We start from the raw sequence: 22,427 nt of genomic DNA, 5'->3' as shown, positions 1-22,427 counted from the left end.
CTAGATGAAAATACGAATTTTTTTGATTCTATTCTGTTTGATGATGCCGTTTCTCTCTGGCTGTTGGAGTCGAGTCGAGGTCAATGACCTGGCATTTGTAACCGCAACTGGAGTCGACAAGATGGAGGATGGCAAAATCCGTGTAACACTGCAAATAGCTATTCCGCGAATGTTAGGCGCTCCAGGTCAGGGGGGCTTTGGCGGTGAAAAGGATATAGGAACCAAGGCTGTATGGGTCGTTTCAGAAAAGGGGATCACGATTATGGATGCCTATCGGAAACTCCAAGAGAAATTGCCGCGGGAAATTTTCCTTTCCCACAGCCGTATTATTATAATTGGAGAAAAAATGGCCCAGGCCGGTGTTTCACCGATACTCGATTTTTTTACTAGATACCGGGAAGCGCGCATGCGCAGTTATGTATTATTCACAAAAGGGGAGGCTTTAAAGAATTTAAAGTTTATTCCTAAATTCGAAAAAATACCAGCTGAAGTCATGAGAGAAGAAGAAGAAAGGGATATGGGATTAGGGGTAAATCTGAAGGATTTTACCCATATGCTTGTGGCAGAAGGGGTGGAACCGATTGCTTCTGAAATAGAACTCGTGCCTTCGAACGTAATCAGAGGAGAGGAATCCCCAAATCAGAAGTCTCAGTCAAAGGTGGAAACTAACGAGTCTATCGAAGGGGCAGCGATATTCAAAAAGGATAAATTAATCGGTTGGATGAATGACAGAGAGACGAGAGGAATTCTTTGGCTACGCAATAAAATAAAAACAGGGGTAATTACGATAAACATCCCAAAAGAAAAGGGGCATGGAAAAGTAAGTGTTCAAATTTTTAAGTCAGAGACGGAAATTATCCCCATTCTGAAACAAGGAGAGTTAAGCTTACGAGCCAAAGTAAGGGTTAATGCCGATCTTTATGAAAACAGCTCGAAAATGGATTTAAGTAATCCTAGAGAGGTTCTATTTTTGGAAAAAAAGTTGGGGGAGGCAATTGAAGATAGAATTCAAGTAACACTTGATAAAGCACAGAATAAATTCAAGTCGGACATTTTTGGCTTTGGAACAGCTGTACAACGAAAATATCCAAAAGAATGGGAAAATAAGTTTAAAGCACGATGGGATCAGGAATTTCCCAAACTGCCAGCTAAAATTAACGTCGATGTGACGGTGGATCGTACAGGTTTAACGAAAAAATCGCTGATGTGGGAAGAGAAGGAGTTTCAGAAATGATAAAGGTAATTATGATTATAGGCTTTTTCATGCTGCTTGCTGCTCGAGATGTGCCCCAATTGATTAAGAATAAAAAATATCGAAAAGATCTGCTCATATACAGCTGTTTGATGTTGATAGGATTAATCTTGAGTATTCTTGCAGCTTTCCACATTTATCTTCCCATTTGGGTGCAGAGTTGATTTCAGGTTTTGTGCCCTTTGCCCTTGTAGGCACTCATTTGAAAGGTTATACCTTCTTGCAAGTGCAAACAAAAAGAAGACACTGCCTATAAATATGTATGACCTGCACCCCATTGTTAGCTGTGTCTAACAGTGAGGTGCAGGTCAGTAGCGTTAGTTATCCATTACATCCTGTTTACGAAATATAAAAATTCAGTTTATCAACAGCTTCTCATAACAACATTTTATTTTAACAATGCTCTCAGAAAGTCTAATTTCAGCTTCGCATTATCTTTGCTAATAACATCTACGCCTGTATCAATATTTTTTTTAACATCTTCTCCTTTGATGACCTTTAATGCAGTTTCAATGCTGATATACCCCATATCATAAGGATTTTGCGCCACTGTCCCAGTTAAGGTTCCATTTGCTATTAACTCAATCATTTCGATAAGTCCATCCGCTCCTACGACTGGCATGTTAAGCCCCTGTTCCTTAATGACCTCTAAGGCATCCATTGCCTTTGTGTCGGTTGTGACATATACACCTTTTATATCAGGATGTTTCTGCAAAATCGCTGTCATTACTTCTCTAGTTGTTGAAGATTCATTTGGTGCATTTACTTGTTCCGTCACAACTTTGATTCCTGCATTTTCCAAACCAAATGTAGCTCCTTTTATCCGTTCCCTGAAAACTGGATAAGTTAAATCATCAGCCAAAAAGGGAAGGGCTACCTCATCTCCGGGCTGCAGCTGCGAAGCTAGTAATTCTCCTGCTTTTCTGCCCAGCTCATAGTTATCGGTGCCAATATAGGCGGTTTTATGTTCTAAAGGGATGTCTGTGTCTACTAGTAATACAGGAATCTTATTTTCAACAAATTTCTTTAAAATAGACATAACAGCAGCTGATCCATCAGGAGAAACAACTACTACATCTGGACGCTCGTTAAGCACTCTTTTTAATGTATACTCTAGTACATCCTTTTTTGAGGTGTTACCGGGTGCGACAACTTTACCATTTATATCAAACTCTTGAAATCCCTTTTCCGCTCCTGCCTTCACAATATTCCAATACTGGGAATCCATTTCTTGTAAAACAACTACCACTTTAGGTTCATCACCCGTTCCACGGAACTTGACTATGTATCCGATTACGGTGGCTAGAAACAACAAACTAATTAATAGAATGTACCACTTCCTTCTCATCATTTATCTCCTTGCTATCAAAGTTTTGCAATTTCATAACATTAGGGACAAATAGGCTGCTATTTATGCTTTGATTGCTAAATCAAGCTATGTTTCCCTTCAATAAAATGAATTGCTCCTGATTTTACACACATAACCGTCAATTGCATTTTCTTTTTCTGTATTATAGCATAAAATCTTAGCTCAATCCCTTTGTAGCCAGCTTGTGACGCTTTCTGGAGCATCAATTCCGATGTTGAGAGATACAAATTTCCAGATCATCTGTACTCCTGTTAAAGGAGGATTTCTGTTCTTAAGTAACAAAGCGTTGCCGAATCCCGTAATAGAGAGGTTTTCAGGAATTAAGTTGTTTAATTTAAGTATATCATAACAGAAAGCGCTTTTTTTATTTACAAAATAGAGACACTTCCTTGTATATCTTCCAATTTGGGTACAGGGTTGATGTCATTTCTAGGTTCTCTGCTTTGATGAAGACAGCTCTTTCATCTGATGCAAAGCAAAAGCCCATACAAACGCTTACAAATGCGTTTGTATGGGCTTTCCCTAACAAGCTCTAACCAGTCCTGCTATCTTAACTTCTAAAGTTATCCTCTATTTGTTCTAATGATAGTCCTCTAGTCTCTGGTAAAGCTTTCACTACATAGATGATTCCCGCAATACCGAACATAGCAAATAAGAAGAATGTTGCTGAAAGTCCGATTCCATCTAGAAGAACTGGGAAGAATAATCCTACTAAAAAGTTGCAGAGCCATAAGAACAAAACAGCCATTCCCATACCAATCCCACGTAAACGAACAGGGAAGATTTCAGCAAGTATGAGCCATACCATAGGACCAATAGCTCCTTGGAAAAAGGCTAAATAGATTACTGTCATGGATAATACTACATATGGCAGCATTGGAGATCCCTCAAGTACTGAAGCGGAAATACCAATAGTGATAAGCGCCACGGTTACACCTGTTAACCCCGTAAGCAACATTGGTCGTCTATTCATTTTATGCAGTAGAGACATACCAACAATAACGGCAACAACAGCAATTAATCCATTTGCTACGTTTGCAATTAAGGCTGTTTTTGTTCCAAAACCGGAGTTTTCAAGAATTTGTGTTCCATAGTACATAATCGAATTGATACCGACTAATTGTGATATAGATCCAATCGTAATCCCAAGAATCACAATGCGTCGAATCCAAGGTGTTCCTAAATCTTTGAAACTGATTTTTTCTACGTTTTGATCGTCTGAAATATGTTCTTTCATTTCTTTTAGTTCCTGCTCAGCAATACTTGCACTGCGAATTTTTTGAAGGATCTTCAATGCTTCAGCCATTTTTCCTTTTGATGCTAACCAACGAGGACTCTCGGGCAGAATCAGTACGCCAATCCAAAGCGCCACAGCTGGTAATGTAGCAATGACTAACATGTAACGCCATACATGTCCTGCCTCACCAAAAACATTTCCAATCACCGCATTACATACATAAGCAAGAAACTGTCCAGTAACAATCATCAATTCGTTTTGCGTAACCAAAACACCACGCCTGTCTGCAGGAGATATTTCAGCAAGATAGGATGGAATGACTACAGAAGAACCACCGACAGCAAGTCCCAATAGAAAACGGAACATAATCATTACAGTCATATTTGGCGCTATCACGCAGCCTGCTGCAGAAAAGAAAAACAAGATTGCAAGATACAAAATAACCTTCCTGCGTCCTTGACTATCCGATAAGCGCCCGCCAAATATGGAACCAAAAGCAGCACCTAATACTAAAGAACTTGCTACCAAGCCTTCCGTGAAAGGGCTTAAATCTAATTGGTCAGGTCTAGCCATAAATGGAAGTGCACCATTAATAACTCCTGTATCATACCCGAATAATAACCCGCCAAAAGTTGATACAATAGTGACTAATTTCAAGAACTTTTTCGGATCCTTTTTCCCAGCAGGTTCAGGTTGAACTGAGTAATGATCAGAAACTCTAGCATTCTCCATGTTAAAATTCCTCCTTCGTAGTATGTTTTTTAACAAAGTGCTTATCCATCATATTTCTCTACAAATATGTTTGTAAAAGAAACACCTCCCTTTTAGTAGAGCTGGATAGAATAAGCTCTCTAGTAAAAACCTTGCGGCGGGACTTGTTATGTATTCAAAGCCCCTATTTCAAATCCTATACACCTAAAGCGTTTACATTATTTCCTCTTTAAAGAGAACTCGCCGACTGGCAAGCCGTTAGGCGAAGACAGAGGCGTAGTTGCTCTTACACTGTATTCCGAAAACTTCCGACTACGTCGAATTCACTTCTAGCTGGAAATGTATACATTCTTATAGTGTAAAATACCTTATCCAGATTTTTTGGAGGACACGTAATACTTCTTTTCTTAGGTTTTTCTTTTTAATACAAAACACTAAGAGCAAACCCTTATTTTGTAATCGCTTTCTTAACGAGGTGAAAATAAGACATTCATTTCAAACTAACCAATGATATGATAATAAAATAATTATCCTTATACTCCAGAACATGTGCTGTTTATCTTTAAAGCCCCTTTCATTAGCATTGGCTTTTAAACATTCTCATTCCATGTTCAATGGTTATATCGGCTATTCAAATGAGGTCACCTACATTTAATAATGTAGCCGCTTTACATAGATAATTGTATAAAAATCTATAATAATAGTATTTAAATTTTAAAGACATCTTTTTTGGATTTTAAAGACATGTGTAAATACTACACTAAAGCAAATAGTTTTTCTATATAACTCTCCATTCATTTTGCGGCATAGTTAACAATTCGATGTGCTGGAATACCATCTCCGGATATGGATATGTATAGAAATTTTCATAAAGACAATACTGCTTTCCAAATTTCTTTTCGTGTGACATGAAACTTAGACTCCCTTGAATATGCCTCTTTCCTATTTCCATCTGTAAACATAAAAACCCCTCCTATGCAGACTGTATGGACTTCTAGCCAACTGTCTGTATAGGAGGGATAATATCAAGCTTAAGCTTTTTTATTTTTGCGAGAGTCAAGAAGAACTGCCGCTACGATGATCGCTCCCTTTAAAATTTGCTGCCAGTAGGAGGATACGTTCATTAAGTCAAGTCCATTGTTTAGAACCCCGATAATCAAAGCGCCAATCATTGTGCCTGGAATCGTACCAATTCCACCATTTAAGCTTGTTCCGCCGATAACCGCAGCGGCAATTGCATCCAATTCATACATTAATCCAAGGCTTGGCTGTCCTGCAGAAATACGTGCTGTTAACATCAAACCTGCAATCGCTGATAACAAACCAGCGTATGTGAAAATCATAATTTTGTAGCGATCGACTGGAATCCCGCAAATACGTGCAGCTTGTTCGTTTCCGCCGATTGCGTATGTGTACTTACCAAATCTCATTTGACTTAACATAATATGCGAAATAATACCCATTACGATGAAGATCAGGATTGGGAAAGGAATACCAGCGACTGTACCTTTTCCGATAAACATAAACGACTCTGATAAGTTACCAATAGGTCTTCCGTCTGAATATAGAAGCGCTAAACCTCTTGCTGCTGTCATCATTCCTAATGTCGCGATGAACGGAGGGATTTTTCCTTTTGCAGAGATCGCACCGTTAATGAATCCAGCTGCTGCCCCAATGGCCATACCGATTGCAAGTGGAACGAATAATGGATATTCGCCAGGATGTGCATAACTTGCAGCGACTACAGATACAAGGGCAATAACAGAACCAGGAGATAAGTCGATCCCCGTTGTAATGATGACCATTGTCATACCCATTGCCACAATACCGATAAAAGAAATTTGCCGCACTACGTTAATAATGTTATTCACATTCAAAAAGGCAGGCGATAGAATCGACATTAAAATACACATTGCGATAAAGATGAAGACAATTCCGTATTTATTCAATATTGCTGAAATTTGCTTCTTTCTGTTAACCGAATTCGCAATCACCGTCGGGTTGCTTACAGCACTCTCTTGCGTTTTCATTTTTATTCCTCCTTCAAGGGGGTATACTTTCAAGAATTTATAAACTTCTAACTGTGAGGCTGTTCGACACAGCAGGAGATTTTAAGAACAAAGTATAAGTACGACTACGTCCCTGTCTTCGCCTCACAGCTTGCCAATCGACGAGTTTTCTTTACTGATATGCCACTTCTAAAATTCTTTCTTGATTTGCTTCTTCTCTGCTCAGCTCACCCTTTTGAATTCCTTCATGCATCACAATGACTCTGTCGCTCATCCCTAACACCTCAGGCAATTCGGAGGAAATCATAATGATTGCTTTTCCCTCCTGCGCAAGTTTGGACATAACTTTATGAATCTCAGCCTTTGCACCAACGTCTACGCCGCGTGTTGGTTCATCTAAAATTAGCACATCAGGATCATTGAGCAGCCAACGGGCAATCAATACCTTTTGCTGGTTCCCTCCGCTTAGGTTCATAATAAGCTGATTTAAATGCGGTGTTTTTACTCTTAATTTTTCTACCTGCTCGTTGCATGCCTTTTTCACTAAACCGTTATTTAAATAACCAAGAGTTGACAGATTGTCAATGTTAGACATAATCATGTTTTCCCGGATCGACAGCGGCAGGAATGCGCCCGTCAGCTTTCTGTCCTCTGTTAATAAGCCGATTTTATGACGGATTGCCTCTTTCGGCGAATTGATTTTCACCTGCTTGCCATGCATATAAATCTCACCAGAGGTTGGCGGATCAATCCCGAAAATACTTTCCATAATCTCGGTTCTTCCAGATCCCATCAGTCCTGCGACTCCAAGGATTTCGCCTTTGCGGACCTCAAAGTTGACGTTTTGGAATTTGCCTTCTCTAGACAGGTTTTTTACCGCTAGGACAACGTCTGTAATTTCGGATGGCTCTTTATGGAATACGGCTTTAATCTCACGGCCTACCATCATTTGAATCAAAGTATCTTGATTCAATTCACTTGCTGGCTTAGCTCCTACATACTGCCCATCACGGAAGACTGTAATATCGTCACAAATCTTAAAGATCTCATCCATTTTGTGAGAAATATAGATAATAGAAACACCTTTTTTGACTAAGGAATCAATAATACTGAATAGATGATCGACTTCCTTATCCGTGATTGCTGAAGTTGGCTCGTCCATAATAATTAAATCCGCATTGTAGGAAATTGCTGTTGCAATCTCGACCATCTGCATATTCGCAACGCTTAACTCCCGCATTTTAGTTCGGGGATTTAAATCAATTTGTAAGGATTGGAATAGCTTTTCTGTATCCTCTATCATTTTCTTCTTATTGACCCAGCCTGTTTTGCCATACATTGGTTCTCGGCCGAGATAAATATTTTCTGCAATCGTCATGTCAGGCACTGGGCTTAGTTCCTGATGAATCATCGAAATCCCTTTGCTTAAGGCATCCTTAGGGCCATTACTTTGCACTTCCTGCCCTTTAAACTTAATCGTGCCTTTGTCTGGTGTATATACACCGAAGATAATTTTCATAAGCGTGGATTTCCCAGCACCATTCTCACCCATTAAAGCGTGAACCGTTCCTTTGCGTACCTTCAGCTGGATATTATCCAAAGCTTTAACACCTGGAAATTCTTTTGTGATGTTATGTAGCTCTAAAATGTACTCTGTACTCATTTCATGCTCACCCCCAATAGATTGGTGAGAAGGGGACTCTTTAAGATAAGAGTCCCCCCTCATGTTACATTAGTTAGCCCCTGCGCTTTTCCATTTCTCAATGTATGTGTCAACATTTTCTTGTGTAATCAACTCAAATGGCACCCACACATATTTGTCTGCTAACTTTTCACCTTTCGCAGCTTGAATCGCCATCTCAATGGATTTTTTTCCTTGCCCCATTGGATCTTGGAAGGCAGAAACTTTTAATTTGCCGGATTTTACGTACTCCAATGCATCTGGTGTACCGTCAATACCAGCTACTACTACATCATTTAGCTTGCCGGCAGCTTCTAACGCCATAATTGCTCCAATTGCCATTTCATCGTTATTTGCTACAACCGCATTGATTTTATCGCCAGATTGAATCCAGTTTTCCATTACTTTCATACCTTCAGAACGCTGCCAGTTTCCTGTTGATTCACGTACAACTTTCATGTCTGGATTTTTCTTGATTATATTTTTGTTGCCTTTTGTTCTATTAATTTGTGCTTCATGACCTAATTCACCAGTTATAATAGCAACGTTTCCTTTACCGCCAAGCATTTTCGCAACCTCTTCCATTTGTATCGTTCCACTTTGGACGGACTCAGAACCTACATATGCATAAACTTGCTTAATTACATCGTCACTTGGCATACGGTTTACAAGAACGACAGGGATATCCGCATCTTTCGCCGCGTCGATCGCAGGTTGTATTGCACTTGGATCTGGAGCAGCAATAATAATGGCATCTACACCCTGTGTAACAAATGTTTCTACTTGGGAAAGCTGTTTACTAGAATCATTTTTTGCATCAACCATTTTTAAGTCAACATTGTTTTCCTTAGCAGTTGCTTTCAGTGAATCAATTAGATAAGATACCCATTTATCATCAAATGTCGGCATCGCTGCTCCAATTACAATTTTGCCATCATCCTTCTTGCCACTAGCAGAATCGGATGAGGAAGAGCAAGCAGTCATGAATGAAGCAAGTACAACAATTAAAGAGACAAGAAGCATAAGTTTTTTCTTAATTGCCATTATAAATCCCCCTTAATATTTGAATTCCAACAACGTGCGCCAAATTACAATGATAATTTAACTATCATTATATTTAGATTCATTGTTAATAAGTGAAGCCCGGTACTTACTTCACCCTCTTCGTAGCTTCTGAACGATTCCATTGCGCTATACCTCGTCCAACACACCCCTCATATCAGGTTATTCCTACCATTTGATCCTCTTCTGTTCGTTTCATTTGCACTCTAATTCTGATAGCCGCCAGTTTGAGTGTATCAACCGGAACATCCTCCCCCGAGTCTCGTTACCACTACTGCAGGCAGACAGCACTAGCATCATGATCGGAGCAAATTTACTACAGCCTTCTCGTTCCCCCCATTCTCTTATTCATTCCTCCTACATTAAAATGTAATAAAAACGCCAATATGTAACCGCTTTATTTTTAGAATTTATTAAATAGTCAAAAAGTAATCGGTTACATTTATAAGTATATTACACTCTATTTTAAGAATCTTTGCCTTCAAGAGACAAATTTTTTGTACTTTAAAGACATTTATGGACACTAGATTAAAGTGAATAGTTTTCTCTATATAAACTGTCAACCATTTTTTTGTATATCCTAAAGAAAACTCGCCGATTGGCGAGCCCTGCCCTTGGGCGAAGACAGAGGCGTAGCCCTACTTATACTCTATTCCTAAAATTTCCGACCACGTCGAATGATTTCTAGCTGGAAATTTATACTTTCCGACAATGTAAAAAAGGCTTTTACCCATCGAGTAAAAGCCTTTTTGATGCTAACTAAATTTAAGAAGTTTTTTACACTGACAAAGTTTCTTTCTTGCTCTCAAAATCCACCCAAACTGATCCCTGATCTGCAGAGCGTACACAATTTTCAATCCAGCGAACGCCTTCTAGTCCCGCATTAATATCTGGGTAAACAAGATTATCTAACGTTTCTTGATCTCCACGCATTTTCGCATCAATCGCAATCGCAAATTTCAGGTAGATGTTTGCCCATGACTCTGAAAGCCCTTCTTGGTGTAACGCACCTAAACGCTCATATTCGTTACAGCTTTCATCTAAGTAAGGCATAGAGCGAATCAACGTTTGGATTGGTTGCCCTTGTACTTCATATCGTAATTCATTTGGCTTGCTATCCCACCACTCTAAGCTTGCTTTTGAACCAACGATGCGAATGCGATGTCCATCCATGCAGCCTGCATCGACAGAAGATGTCCAAAGTCTTCCTACAGCGCCATTATCATAGTGCATTAAAACGTAGGCATTGTCCTCTAGCGGCGCACGGCTGCTGATAAAGCTTTGACGATCACATAATAACTTTTTGATTTTCATATGCGGCAAAATTAGCTCTGACATATAGTACGTGTGTGTAGATAGATCACCTAACACATAGCTTGGTCCTGCAATTTTAGGATCTACGCGCCATTTTTGTGCATCATTAAATTTGTCTCCAGCATCAGTCGCATTAAAGCCATGCGTATACTGTAATTCAACTAATCGCACATCACCGATTTCTCCCTTTTCAACCATTGCGCGCATTTGCAGCAGCAGCTGATTTCCAGAGAACCCATATGTTACACCTAAGATTTTGCCTTTTTCCTCAGCTAGTGCTTTAATTTCTAGCACCTCTTCACTCGTAAAAAACAATGGTTTTTCACAAATAACATGTAAACCAGCATGTAATGCAGCCTTACAAATTTCGTAATGCGTACCGTTCGGAGTCGCAATAGATACAACCTCAAGACCATCTTCACGCTTTGTTTCCTCTGCAAACATCGTTTTATAATCTGGATAGCAGCGGTCTTCAGCAACACCAAGATTCACACCAAAGTCTTTTCCTCGAGCAGCATCAATATCAAATGCCCCAGCTACCAATTGGAAAGCTGTATTGTCTCTCAGTGCCCCGATTCGGTGTTTATAACCAACCTGTCCAAGTCTGCCTCCGCCAACCATACCCCAGCGCAGTGGTCTTGCAATTTTCTTTTCACCGTTTAACATAATAAATCCCCTCTCTCCTCAATTATTTCCACTCGGAAATTTCATAGTTTTTAAAACATGAGACTTACTACCCGCTTCATACTTAGAAGCTAAGCGTTTGTTTTAAAGCATCAATGGATGTTCTTACACCAGCTTCTACTGACATTGTTAAATCTTCCATTTCTAAAGAAACCTCTCCGTCATATCCCATCATTTTCACTACAGAGAAGAACTCTTTCCACCATTGCAAATCTTGTCCGCAGCCTACTGCTACATAATTCCACGCTCTGTTCGCTACATCGGTAACTTCTTTTGTTTCAAGTACACCATTCACACCAGATAAGTGTCTTTCAAGACGAACATCTTTACCATGAACATGGTGAATCGCTGCTCCTAGTTCTCTCGCTGATAAGATTGGATCAGCCCCCATCCATAAAAGATGGCTTGGATCTAGATTTAAGCCGACGATTGGTCCAACTGCATTGCGTAATTTAAAGAGAGTTTCTGGATTATATACCAATTGGGAACTGAAGTTTTCAAGGGCAATTTTTTCAACGCCACACTCTTCTGCCTTCTTCACTAATCCCTTCCAATACGGGATCGCTACCTCATTCCATTGATAATCCAAAATGTCTTTTAAAGTCGGAGGCCAGCTCACAGTATACGTAATCCAGTTAGGAACTTTATCCTCAGGACTTCCTGCTGGCAGCCCGCTCATCATAATGACCTTTTTTACTCCTAGCAATTGAGCCAATTCCATTGTTTTCTCTGTAACTTCCCGATGCTCTCGGCCAAGTTCACCTGGATCTAAAGGATTTCCTGAGCAATTTAAAGCACATAGTTTGATGTTGCGTTTTTCTAAACTATTTAAGAACTCACTTCTTTTTTGCTCACTCTCTAATAGTTCATCCAGTCTCAAATGCGGCGCTGGAGACCAGCCTCCAGTAGTCATTTCAATCGTATCAATCCCTAACTCTGCTACAAAATCCAGCATCTCTTCAAGTGGCAAATGTCCTAAGCTATCCGTTACATATGATAGTTTCATAAAAACTCCTCCTAAACTATTTAACCTAATATAAAATTTTAATGATTTTAGATATTGAATCTAAAAAGCCAATTGTCTTACTGTCATGGAACAGGTTTATTTCCTGCTTATGACTGACTTAATATTTATGTGTACGGAAGATATGATCATACAACGCGGCGTATCCATGGTATAGAAGGTTACTTTTTTAAGTTCAGACTCTTCAGTAAACCCATATTAATTTCTCTAAGTTCTTGAGGATACGTAGCACTTCGCTGGTTTTTCTTAATGATGCAATTCCACAAGAGAAAACCCTCTGCATGTAATCGCTTTCCTTCCAAGGTAAAAACAATAATTCATCCGCCTTGGAATGAATGACAATATAATGGCCGCTTTTATACTATTGAAACATTTATTTTACAGTATAAAGACTCCTTTATATTTTCAAATTTACATTCTAAAGACATATTTCTGCATTAACACTTATCTTTAAAGCCTCTCTTCCAAACCCGCATTAGTTATTCACTTTAAGCTAGATCACCTTCTTTGGATTTGATAATTGATCGTCTTTACATAAATGATTGTATAAAAATCTGCAGTAATAGTATTTAAACTTTGAAGACATCTTTTTTGTCTTTTAAGGACATGTTTTTTGCCAATGATCTGTAATAAGGCCTTTCGTCAATTGGCGATACCTGCCTTTGGGCGAAGACAGAGGCGTAGCCCTACTTATACTGCATTACCAAAATTCCCCACCTCGTCGAATGACCTTCTAGCTGGGAATTTATACTTTCTTACAGTGCAAAAACCTGACTCCGGTTGAACACCGTCATCAGGCTATTGAAACAGTGTAATAATGGATAGGGTTTTTTCAATGTCTACTGAACAAGAGTAAGATCACAAAATTAAAGCAGTCAGTTATCTGAAAATGTAGTTGTTTCCGAATTCGTATAGAGAGAGCGAAAACGTCCAGGTGAACTACCTACTACAGAAGTAAAAACACGAGTAAAATAATGAACGGTTTTAAAACCGGTTTCTTCCGCAATATCCTTGATAGATAAATCTGTTGTTTTGAGTAATGTGACAGCTCTCTGTATCCTCTCATTTTGAACAAACTCCGAGTAACTAACCCCTAATTCCGTTACAAATACTCGAGACAGATGCCGGCCGGATATGTGCAAATGGCCAGCTGCATCAGTAAGTTTTAAAGGCTGGGATAGATTATCCTGAATATATAGCTTCGCCTGACTAAGAAGTAGAGAAGGCTGCTCCGAAGAGACCTCTTGCTGATTGTTATATGAATAAGGGATAAAGATTTGCAGTAACGACAGAATAAGGGAATAAGCTAAGTTTGTTAGTATTTTTTCACCAAAAGCTTGTTCAGGCTTTGCGGCTTGGGTAAGAAGAAATTTCCAAATTTGCGCAGCAGTTGTATCTTCTTTCACATCAATAACCACTTTAGAACGCTGCCTAGCTTCCTCCATAATGTTTGTCCATTCTTCACTTGATTCCGATTCTATTAATTCAAAGGCAACATAAAGGAGAAATAATCCATTTTCACTTTTTACTTGGTGTAACACATCTGGTCTTGAACAAAACATAGTATTTTTTTGTAATGAATAGGTAAAATCGTTATCTACATACTCTCCTTCACCATCAATTACAAAGCATACTTCAAAAAAGGAGTGTTTGTGCGGTAGATTATCATAATGCTCTGGCATGACCCCCCAATAATGAACATGAAAAGATGCTCCATTTTGCACTAAACGATGAGCATATTGGTTTAAAGAAATTTTCCCCGATACAAAATCATTCAAACTCACAAAAATTCCTCCTCGTCCTAAAATAAAGAAAACTCGTCGATTGGCGAGCCCTGCCTTTGGGCGAAGACAGAGACGTAGTTGCACTTATACTGTATTCCTAAAATTTCTCACTACGTCGAGTTGGCTTCCAGCTAGAAATTTATACCTCTTACAGTGAAAAGAAAACTCGTCCATTGGCTAGCCCTGCCTTTGGGCGAAGACAGAGGCGTAGTTGCCCTCATACTGCACCCTGTTCCTTTTCTGCATTTCCAAATTTCATTATTGGCTCTCTTTCCAAAATTGAGATTTAGTAAAGACTCCAAAAAATGAATCCGCTTTCTTTTTTTCGCGTCAGACACTGCTAAAAGTGCAATCAGCAATTAGTCATTTGTCATTATAAGACAGTACACTTTTATATTTTAAAGATACCATCCTCAGTGAAAACTTGGGTCGTAACCTTCACTATCAACTCCTCACCCAAGTTGATATTCATTGAAAACTTCATAATATAACCTTGTCATCAAGGTTAAAAACCATTCAAACACTTATCGTTTACAGTTATAATTATAGGACAACAGATAATAGTTTTATTTGTATTATTATGACATATTTTTTGTACTCAAAGGACATCTTGTTAAGTGAATACGTTTTCTTCCCAGAAGCCCCACTCACATTTTACTCTCAGAATGGCTATATGATTAATTTGGATTCTTATCAACTGTCATAACGCAGGATAAGGAAAACTCGTCCATTGGCAAGCCCTGCTCTTGGGCGAAGACAGAGGCGTAGTTGCTCTTATACTTTGTTCCTAAAATTTCTCACTACGTCGAATTGTCTTCCAGCTAGAAATTTATACTTTCTTACAGTAACATAAATAGACCGCAAAACTATCGCTTTGCGGTCTACTTATCTGTTGTCTTATTAGGATAAAAATCACTCTTGTTTCCTTAAGAATCCAATGCACGATACAGATACATCCATTGATTTTTTACTTTTGTATACGTTTTATCGACTATTCAGGAATCATTTGTTGGCTTAAGTATGTACCTTAATACGAATACTTCCTGCTTAGCTCCACCCAGCACGCTGCTCACTAGCAGCATGCACGTTTATTAGCGAAAAATACGATCAATTTGTTGAATCTCTTCATTCGTTAAATGAACGTCTAATGTTTTTAAATTGTCTAATACTTGATCTGCTCTCTTTGCCCCTGGAATTATAGCATCAATAGAATCACGTGTTAAATACCAAGCAAGAACTACATGAGCTATTTCTGTACCTTTCGCATCTGCAATTTTGCGGATTTGCTCTACTTTTTGTAAATTTTGTACAAACACTTCTTTTTGGAAATATGGCAATTCTGCACGCAAATCATTAAAGACCATATTTTCATTATATTTACCAGCTAATAATCCGGATGCAAGTGGGAAATAAGGAATAAATGAGATATTCTGTTCTGTTGTGTATGGCAGCAATTCTTTCTCTGCATCCCGTTGCAGCAAATTGTATTCGCCTTGATATACATCAACATATCCATCTTTATTCGCTTCTTTTAATTGATCTATAGTAAAATTGGAAACGCCGATTGCTCTAATTTTACCTTCATCCTTTAATTGTTTTAAAGCACCAACTGCTTCATCCTTCGGTGTATCATTATCTGGAAAATGAATATAGTATAAATCGATATAATCTGTTCCAAGACGTTTTAAACTTGCTTCAACTTCTTTCTTTAAAAAAGCTGGTGAGTTGTCAAACACCTCATCTGTTCCAACAAATTTATGTGCGCCTTTTGTAGCAAGAACCACCTCTGAACGATTTCCTCTTTCTTTTAATACTTCACCGATTAATTCCTCTGAGCGTTCTGGTCCGTATATAAAAGCTGTATCTAGAAAATTAATACCATTATTTAATGCTGTTCGAACTAGCTCTTTTCCTGCTTCTTCGTCTAGGTTTGGATAAAGATTATGACCGCCAACTGCGTTTGTTCCAAGTCCAATCGGATTTACATATAAATCTGTTTTTCCAAGTCGTGTTTGTTTTACCATTTTAATGTCTCTCCTTCTTATCAGCGATAATATGATACTAATCAACTGCTATCATTAAATCAACATTCACCGAAAACTGTATTATTGAGGAATATCAGAATGTTGATACTGCTTGTAATCGAACTGACTTTTCTACAGGGGCCTGTTCAATATTTTCAGTTGTTAACTCGAGCAATTTTTCTAAGAACTTTATCGTGTCTGTTTTGTATTGGATGTCTTCTGTTGTACAAACATCTTCTCTTTTCACCTTTGTTATACATTTATTTAGAGCTGCTTGATAACCCTTTGTTTGAATAAACCATTCTCCCAAAAGCTTCTTTGTTGCTGCTCTTTCAGCTTCGTTTTTAACCGCAAATAAGCTCTCCGTCTCAGTCTCTTTTAATGTAATCAAACTGAAATCATGATTCATACAAATACGAAAATAATTTCTTTGACTGCTATGATATCTTCCTTCCCTTAAAAGAAAGTACTCAATCCCAAACTGAACATCATAAAATGGACTATCTATAGTTGGAACATGAAGTTCTTTTATTTCAATATTTTCTGCCAAATCTAAATAGATCTCTAAACCGTATACAGTATTAATGACTTTTGCATCCAATAGATTCATACTGTTTTTCCTCTCTTTCCTGGACCATATAGTATCTATACCGATACTATTAAATAACTGAACGTGTAAACCTGACTTACATTTCCTGATAAAGTTCCTGTACAGTGTTAGAGAAGAGCCCTACTTATACCGCATTCCTAAAATTTCCGACTACGTCGAATTCGCCTCCGGCTGGAAATTTATACGTTCCTACAGTGTAAAAAACACAGTGCCTCTCGTAATCATCCGCATCCTATAACCCTATCAATTGATTCTGATACAGAAACTAATTTTTTTATATCTTGCAACATAAAAACTGGGATGGGGAAAAAACTCAGTTTACCTGAAGGTGTAATAATTCGTTTCCATTGAATTTCACCCTCAATCTCAACTCTTTCCCCAACAATTAAAGAAACCTCTAATTCTTCGCTTAAAATGGGAAGAATTTTAATTCGATCTTCCCCTACCTGAACCCCATGCTCGGCCTCAAGAAAGAAGATGCACTCGTTATTGTTATACCAAAGCTTTGGATACGGTCTTTGTTTGAAAACTTCTCCTGTAATTCTCATCAAAATCTCTCCTGGTTAATCCTGTGATAAGAAAAGCGGGCCTTGGGAGCTAGACACCACCCCGAAAAGTTATACTTTCTTATCTTGTAAAGAAAACTCGCTGACTGGCGAGCCATTAGGTAAAGAGGGAAGCATAATTACACTCATACTTTGCTCTTAAAGTGTAAAAAAAAGGACAACTTCACCAACAAGGTAAAGTCTGTCCAAATTGAAGCGGAACTCGTATATAAGTTATCTGAAATAGCTTATAGCTCACAAATTTAACGGGTTATATACGGTTCCTATTTTTTTATCAAACCATTTTTACGCTAGAGCGTCTTCTTTTGCTTTATGGCTTGTTTTAAACTCTCTTATTTTGCCTTTGACCGCAGCTACGATTGCCTCTCTAGCCGGTGTAATAATTGCTCGAGGTTCATATACTTTCTCATCAGCAGCTAAAACCTCACGGACAGCTTGCGCCCATGCTTGGATATTCTCTGTATTAACATTAATTTTGGCATGGCCAAGCTCAATTGCCTTCTGGATTTGATAATCAGGAATTCCTGAGCCTCCGTGGAGGACAAGCGGCACATTTGTCAATTCAGAAATTTGCTTCATCTCGTCAAAGCCTAACTGCGGCTCTCCTTGATATGGTCCATGAACCGAACCTAAAGCAGCTGCCAAAGCGTCGATTCCTGCTTCTTTTACAATTCGCAAACACTCATTAGGATCAGCATACTTGATTCCGCCCACTAGTCCATCTTCCATGCCGCCAACTGTGCCAACTTCCGCTTCTACAGATACTCCTCTTGGACGCGCGTAGTCCACAACTTGTTTCGTCATAGCGATATTCTCATCAATTGAATGATGGGAACCGTCAATCATAACCGATGTAAATCCAGCATCAATTGCCTTTTGGCAGCGTTCTACACTCATTCCATGATCCAAATGCAGTACAACTGGAACAGTAATGGACATTTCTTCTACAAGACTTCTGACCATTGCAGCAATCGTCTTAAAGCCTCCCAAATAATCAACAAGTCTATCAGACGCCGCCAGTATGATAGGCGATTGTTCTTCTTCAGCGGCTTGTAAAAAAGCTTGTGCGAATTCCAGGTTATTTATATTATATTGACCTACAGCGTAATTACCTTCCTTAGCCTTGCGCAACAGGTCTTTCATAGATACTAAAGTCACTGGCATCGTCCCCCCTTCATAAAGATATCGTTACTATTAATATTGCTTAGCCTTTTTCAATTTTTCTTGCTTTAATTCATATGCCTTTTGAACGCCTTCCTGATTAGACACTTCAGGTACTCCAAGGTTCCACCAGCTGCCCTCGTAGCCGTCTGTCATTGTTTTCGGAAGAACTTTCATTTCAATTAAAGTGGATTTATCTTGGTTTTTCGCATCTTCTAAAGCTGCCTTTAATTCTTCCACTGTATTAGCTCGGTATGATTTAGCACCATATGCTTCAGCTAATTTTGCGTAATCAATATTTAAGATTTGATTGTCTTCTGTTCTGAATTCACAGAAGTAGCTGCCGTTGCCAAAATCCATTTGCAGATTGTTAATGCAGCCATATCCAGAGTTATCAAATAGAAGTATATTAATCTTTTTATTGTACTGAATAGCTGTAACCAATTCAGAGTGCAACATCAGGAAGCTGCCATCGCCAACGATTGTGTATACCTCTTTTGTTGGATCAGCCAATTTCAAGCCTAGTGTACCTGATACTTCGTATCCCATGCATGAATAACCATATTCAAGATGGTATGTGTTTGGCACCTCTGAATGCCATAAACGCTGAAGATCTCCAGGAAGTGAGCCAGCTGCACAAATAATGATGCTATCAGGATCAATTGTGTCATTAATAGCGATCAATGCAGTTGTTTGCGGTAGCTCTGTATTTAACACATCTGCATATTCATTTAATACTTCTTGTGAGAAGTGATTTTTAATTTCAGGATCAAAGTTCTCTCTATTAAATACAACTTTGCTTAAACGATCACGCTCTGCTAACCACTCTTGTTTTACCTCAGTGATTGTATCGCCAAACTCGCTCTCGTACCCTTCCAGCATTGGAATTAATGCTTCCAAAGTTGATTTCGCATCCGCTACAACAGGGAACGCATCTAGTTTGTACGCCTGCATACGGCTCACGTTAATATTTAAGAATTTTGTTGTTTCAAAATCAAAAATTGTTTTAGAAGAAGTTGCAAAGTCAGTAAATCTTGTACCAATACCGATCACTAAATCAGCCTGTTGCGCTGCTTTATTCGCCGCTAATGTTCCCGTAATTCCTAATCCGCCTAAGTTATTGCTGAATGAGGACTCAACAGTTGATTTACCAGCTTGCGTTTCTACTAATGGAATATTATATCGTTGTGAGAACTCGATTAAAGCCTCGCGTGCTTCTGAATATTTAGCTCCGCCGCCAACAACAACTACTGGCTTTTTGCTTGCTTTAATAAGTTCAGCTGCACCGTTTAATTCACGGTCATTTGGTAAGCGGCGATCGATGAAATGCACACGCTTCTCAAAGAATTTCTCATCATAATCGAATGCTTCCCCTTCCACATCCTGTGAAATACAGATTGTAGCAGGGCCTGCCTTTGCTGGATCCGTCATTACTTCAAATGCGCGAATTAAGCTTGACATCAATTGTTCAGGACGTGTAATACGGTCCCAATATCTTGATACTGGCTGTAAGGCATCATTTGTCGTAATTGCAATGCTGTGTTCTTGCTCCATTTGTTGCAACACTGGATCTGGCTGACGTGTAGCATACGTATCAGCTGGTAGCAACAAGATTGGAATATTGTTAGCAAGAGCTGTTCCTGCTGCCGTTACCAAGTTTGCAGAGCCTGGTCCGCTTGAAGTTGTAACAGCATATATTTTTTTGCGCAGCATTTGTTTGCTGTAAGCAATAGCTGCGTGCGCCATTCCTTGTTCATTTTTCCCTTGGATTACTTTTAAATGACCGGAATCTTGTTCAAGCGCTTGACCAATTCCAAGTACATTACCATGACCAAAGATATTAAAAATCCCCTCAACAAATGGAGTTTCCTGACCATCAATAGAAACATATTGTTGATTAAGAAATTTAATTAATGCTTGGGCTGTTGTTAAGCGAATTGTTCCCATTAGTTTGTCACTCCTACCTCGATGTAAGATCCTTCAGCAATTAATTGCTCAATTTCTTCCACTGTTGGCATTGCTTCTGAAGAGCTATGCTTGCTTACAACAATAGAAGCTGATGCACCGCCATATTTTAAAGCAGTTTCAATTTCTTTTCCGCTGATTAGAGCATATAAGAACGCAGAAGCGTAAGAATCACCTGCACCGAATGTTTTTAATACATTTGTTTTGTATGCGCGGCCTCTGAATGTTTCACCTGATTTTGTGTAAGCATAGGATCCTTCTACACCGTGCTTAATAACAACCAATTCAGGGGAATGATTAAACAAGTAGCTGATTGTATCTTCGTTCTTTCCGCCTTCTTTGCTTTCCATCACATCGTATTCATCACGTGTACCGATCACAACATCTGCTTGTTCTGCAACTAATGAGCAATACACAGCTGTTTCCTCAGGAGAATTCCAAGAGTACGGACGGTAATCCAATTCAAATACAACTTTTACATCATTTCTTTTTGCTAAGCTAACTGCCTTTAACACTGCTTCGCGAGACGGGCTTTTAGATAAAGCCGTTCCGGAAACAAGCAAGATTTTAGCTTGTTTGATATACTCTTCATTTACCTCTTCAGGTGCCAAATACAGATCCGCTACATCTTGGCGGTACATTAAGATGCTGCACTCTTCCGGGCTCTTAATTTCTGTAAATGCCAATCCTGTTTTGTGTCCTTCTTTGTCCACTACCATATTTGACGTGTCGATTCCAACACCGCGCATATATTGCTCGATAAAGCGTCCATGCTGGTCATCTGAAATTTTACCGATAAATCCAGCTTTTAAGCCTAGCTTAGAGCTGCCAATTGCGATATTCGCAGGCGAACCTCCAACATATTTGGAGAATGTCATTGTCTCTTCCATCGGACGATTGAATTCTGTTGCATTCAAATCAATGCATGCACGTCCAACTGCAATAATATCGTATGTTTTTTCTGTATTGAATTCGTATTTCATATCCGATAACAACTCCTTAATATTTTTTACACTTTAAGAAAGTATAAATTTCTAGCTGGAAGACAATTCGACGTAGCGAGAAATTTTAGGAATAAAGTATAAGTGCAACTACGCCTCTGTCTTCGCCCAAGGGCAGGGCTCGCCAATCGGCGAGTTTTCTTTATTAACGTTTAAGAATCCATTCATGAGCTGGATCGTTATAGAATTTCCAAATACGTGTTGGTCCTGCCATTACATTTAAATAATAGGACGTATAACCGTCTGGTACTCCAACTGGGTGGTATCCTGCTGGCACAAGAACAACATCACCCTTTTCAACCGTCATCGTTTCATCAATAGAACGATCATCTGTATAAACTCTTTGGAACACAAAGCCTTGTGGCGGATTCATTTCATGATAGTAGGATTCCTCTAAAAATGACTCTTCCGGCAAGTTATCACGGTCGTGTTTATGCGGCGGGTAGCTTGACCAGTTTCCGCTTTCTGTGAATACTTCAACAACAAGCAAGCTGTTAGCAGTTGGATCTGAATCAGGCAAGATATTGTGTACAAGACGTTTGTTACTAAGAATTCCTCTATTTTCAACGCCATTATCTGAAGCTTTAATCAGTCTTGTAGGCAATTGTTTTTGAGATGGAGAATAACATAATGCTACGCGAGCTTGGCTAACTCCCTCTACTTCAAAACGTCGATCGTTTGATACATATACACTGTCTGTTGGTACTTTTTCGAATACGCTTTCACGAGTACCTAAGTTTTCAAACACTTCTTCACCATCTGTGACATTGATTTTTCCTGTCACGGCTACGATGCAGCATTCTTGCTTTCCTAATACTTCTGAATATTTAGCACCTGGAGCTAAATCAACTATTTTAAACCCAACATATTCTAATGGGGAATTTTCTGTCGTTACGTCTTGAACAATAGTGACTCCTTGAGACACTTCGTTCTGTTCTGGTTTTCTAAGCAATTTACTCATGCTATACCTCCA

Annotated in this window: 17 protein-coding genes; 2 read left to right on the top strand and 15 right to left on the bottom strand. The window is 38.9% G+C overall.

What is annotated here, in order from left to right:
- The first annotated feature begins 4 nt into the window (after nucleotides 1–4).
- Entirely contained in the window at nucleotides 5–1,234 is a 1,230-nt protein-coding gene (locus AAHB12_RS01875; protein ID WP_342044117.1) for a Ger(x)C family spore germination protein, read from the top strand.
- Nucleotides 1,231–1,416 (top strand): hypothetical protein, encoded by a 186-nt coding sequence (locus AAHB12_RS01870; RefSeq protein WP_342044116.1) that lies wholly within the window; start codon nucleotides 1,231–1,233, stop codon nucleotides 1,414–1,416. The genes AAHB12_RS01875 and AAHB12_RS01870 overlap by 4 nt, the downstream gene beginning before the upstream one ends.
- A 224-nt stretch (nucleotides 1,417–1,640) precedes the next feature.
- On the opposite strand, the gene AAHB12_RS01865 is transcribed toward AAHB12_RS01870, so the two are convergent.
- The 15 genes from AAHB12_RS01865 to iolB all read right to left on the bottom strand — a co-directional run bounded on the left by AAHB12_RS01865 (nucleotide 1,641) and on the right by iolB (nucleotide 22,415).
- Nucleotides 1,641–2,603 (bottom strand): sugar ABC transporter substrate-binding protein, encoded by a 963-nt coding sequence (locus AAHB12_RS01865; RefSeq protein WP_342044115.1) that lies wholly within the window; start codon nucleotides 2,601–2,603, stop codon nucleotides 1,641–1,643.
- A 568-nt stretch (nucleotides 2,604–3,171) separates the two neighbouring features.
- Nucleotides 3,172–4,590, bottom strand: coding sequence for a sugar porter family MFS transporter (locus AAHB12_RS01860; RefSeq protein ID WP_342044114.1), 1,419 nt, complete (start codon nucleotides 4,588–4,590; stop codon nucleotides 3,172–3,174).
- Nucleotides 4,591–5,600: 1,010 nt separating this feature from the next.
- Nucleotides 5,601–6,599 (bottom strand): ABC transporter permease, encoded by a 999-nt coding sequence (locus tag AAHB12_RS01855; RefSeq protein ID WP_342044113.1) that lies wholly within the window; start codon nucleotides 6,597–6,599, stop codon nucleotides 5,601–5,603.
- A gap of 151 nt (nucleotides 6,600–6,750) precedes the next feature.
- Nucleotides 6,751–8,241 carry a sugar ABC transporter ATP-binding protein gene (locus AAHB12_RS01850; RefSeq protein ID WP_342044112.1) on the bottom strand — a complete coding sequence of 497 codons (1,491 nt, stop codon included), beginning with the start codon at nucleotides 8,239–8,241 and terminating at the stop codon, nucleotides 6,751–6,753.
- A gap of 69 nt (nucleotides 8,242–8,310) precedes the next feature.
- Nucleotides 8,311–9,303, bottom strand: a complete 993-nt coding sequence (locus tag AAHB12_RS01845) for a sugar ABC transporter substrate-binding protein (RefSeq protein WP_342044111.1) — start codon at nucleotides 9,301–9,303, stop codon at nucleotides 8,311–8,313.
- 795 nt (nucleotides 9,304–10,098) lie between these two features.
- Nucleotides 10,099–11,304 (bottom strand): Gfo/Idh/MocA family protein, encoded by a 1,206-nt coding sequence (locus tag AAHB12_RS01840; protein ID WP_342044204.1) that lies wholly within the window; start codon nucleotides 11,302–11,304, stop codon nucleotides 10,099–10,101.
- Nucleotides 11,305–11,383: 79 nt separating this feature from the next.
- Entirely contained in the window at nucleotides 11,384–12,325 is a 942-nt protein-coding gene (locus AAHB12_RS01835; protein WP_342044110.1) for a sugar phosphate isomerase/epimerase family protein, read from the bottom strand.
- A gap of 893 nt (nucleotides 12,326–13,218) precedes the next feature.
- Nucleotides 13,219–14,127 carry an AraC family transcriptional regulator gene (locus AAHB12_RS01830; protein WP_342044109.1) on the bottom strand — a complete coding sequence of 303 codons (909 nt, stop codon included), beginning with the start codon at nucleotides 14,125–14,127 and terminating at the stop codon, nucleotides 13,219–13,221.
- Nucleotides 14,128–15,218: 1,091 nt separating this feature from the next.
- Nucleotides 15,219–16,151, bottom strand: coding sequence for an aldo/keto reductase (locus AAHB12_RS01820; RefSeq protein WP_342044108.1), 933 nt, complete (start codon nucleotides 16,149–16,151; stop codon nucleotides 15,219–15,221).
- Nucleotides 16,152–16,245: 94 nt separating this feature from the next.
- On the bottom strand, nucleotides 16,246–16,761 hold the full coding sequence (locus AAHB12_RS01815) for a hypothetical protein (RefSeq protein ID WP_342044107.1): 516 nt from the start codon (nucleotides 16,759–16,761) through the stop codon (nucleotides 16,246–16,248).
- A 221-nt stretch (nucleotides 16,762–16,982) separates the two neighbouring features.
- On the bottom strand, nucleotides 16,983–17,309 hold the full coding sequence (locus tag AAHB12_RS01810) for a hypothetical protein (protein ID WP_342044106.1): 327 nt from the start codon (nucleotides 17,307–17,309) through the stop codon (nucleotides 16,983–16,985).
- Between the two features lie 303 nt (nucleotides 17,310–17,612).
- The gene (fba, locus tag AAHB12_RS01805) at nucleotides 17,613–18,485 is read right to left on the bottom strand and encodes a class II fructose-1,6-bisphosphate aldolase (protein ID WP_410776911.1); all 873 of its coding nucleotides are present in this window, start codon (nucleotides 18,483–18,485) and stop codon (nucleotides 17,613–17,615) included.
- A gap of 36 nt (nucleotides 18,486–18,521) precedes the next feature.
- Nucleotides 18,522–20,435: a 3D-(3,5/4)-trihydroxycyclohexane-1,2-dione acylhydrolase (decyclizing) gene (gene iolD, locus AAHB12_RS01800; RefSeq protein WP_342044104.1), complete on the bottom strand. Its 1,914-nt coding sequence runs from the start codon at nucleotides 20,433–20,435 to the stop codon at nucleotides 18,522–18,524.
- Complete coding sequence (gene iolC / locus AAHB12_RS01795; RefSeq protein WP_342044103.1) at nucleotides 20,435–21,436, bottom strand: 5-dehydro-2-deoxygluconokinase; 1,002 nt, start codon at nucleotides 21,434–21,436, stop codon at nucleotides 20,435–20,437. The genes iolD and iolC overlap by 1 nt, the downstream gene beginning before the upstream one ends.
- A 163-nt stretch (nucleotides 21,437–21,599) precedes the next feature.
- Complete coding sequence (gene iolB, locus AAHB12_RS01790) at nucleotides 21,600–22,415, bottom strand: 5-deoxy-glucuronate isomerase (protein WP_342044102.1); 816 nt, start codon at nucleotides 22,413–22,415, stop codon at nucleotides 21,600–21,602.
- Nucleotides 22,416–22,427: the final 12 nt, after the last annotated feature.

The sequence above is a fragment of the Bacillus sp. OTU530 genome, assembly GCF_038440375.1.
This window is presented reverse-complemented; position numbering and strand designations above follow the sequence as displayed.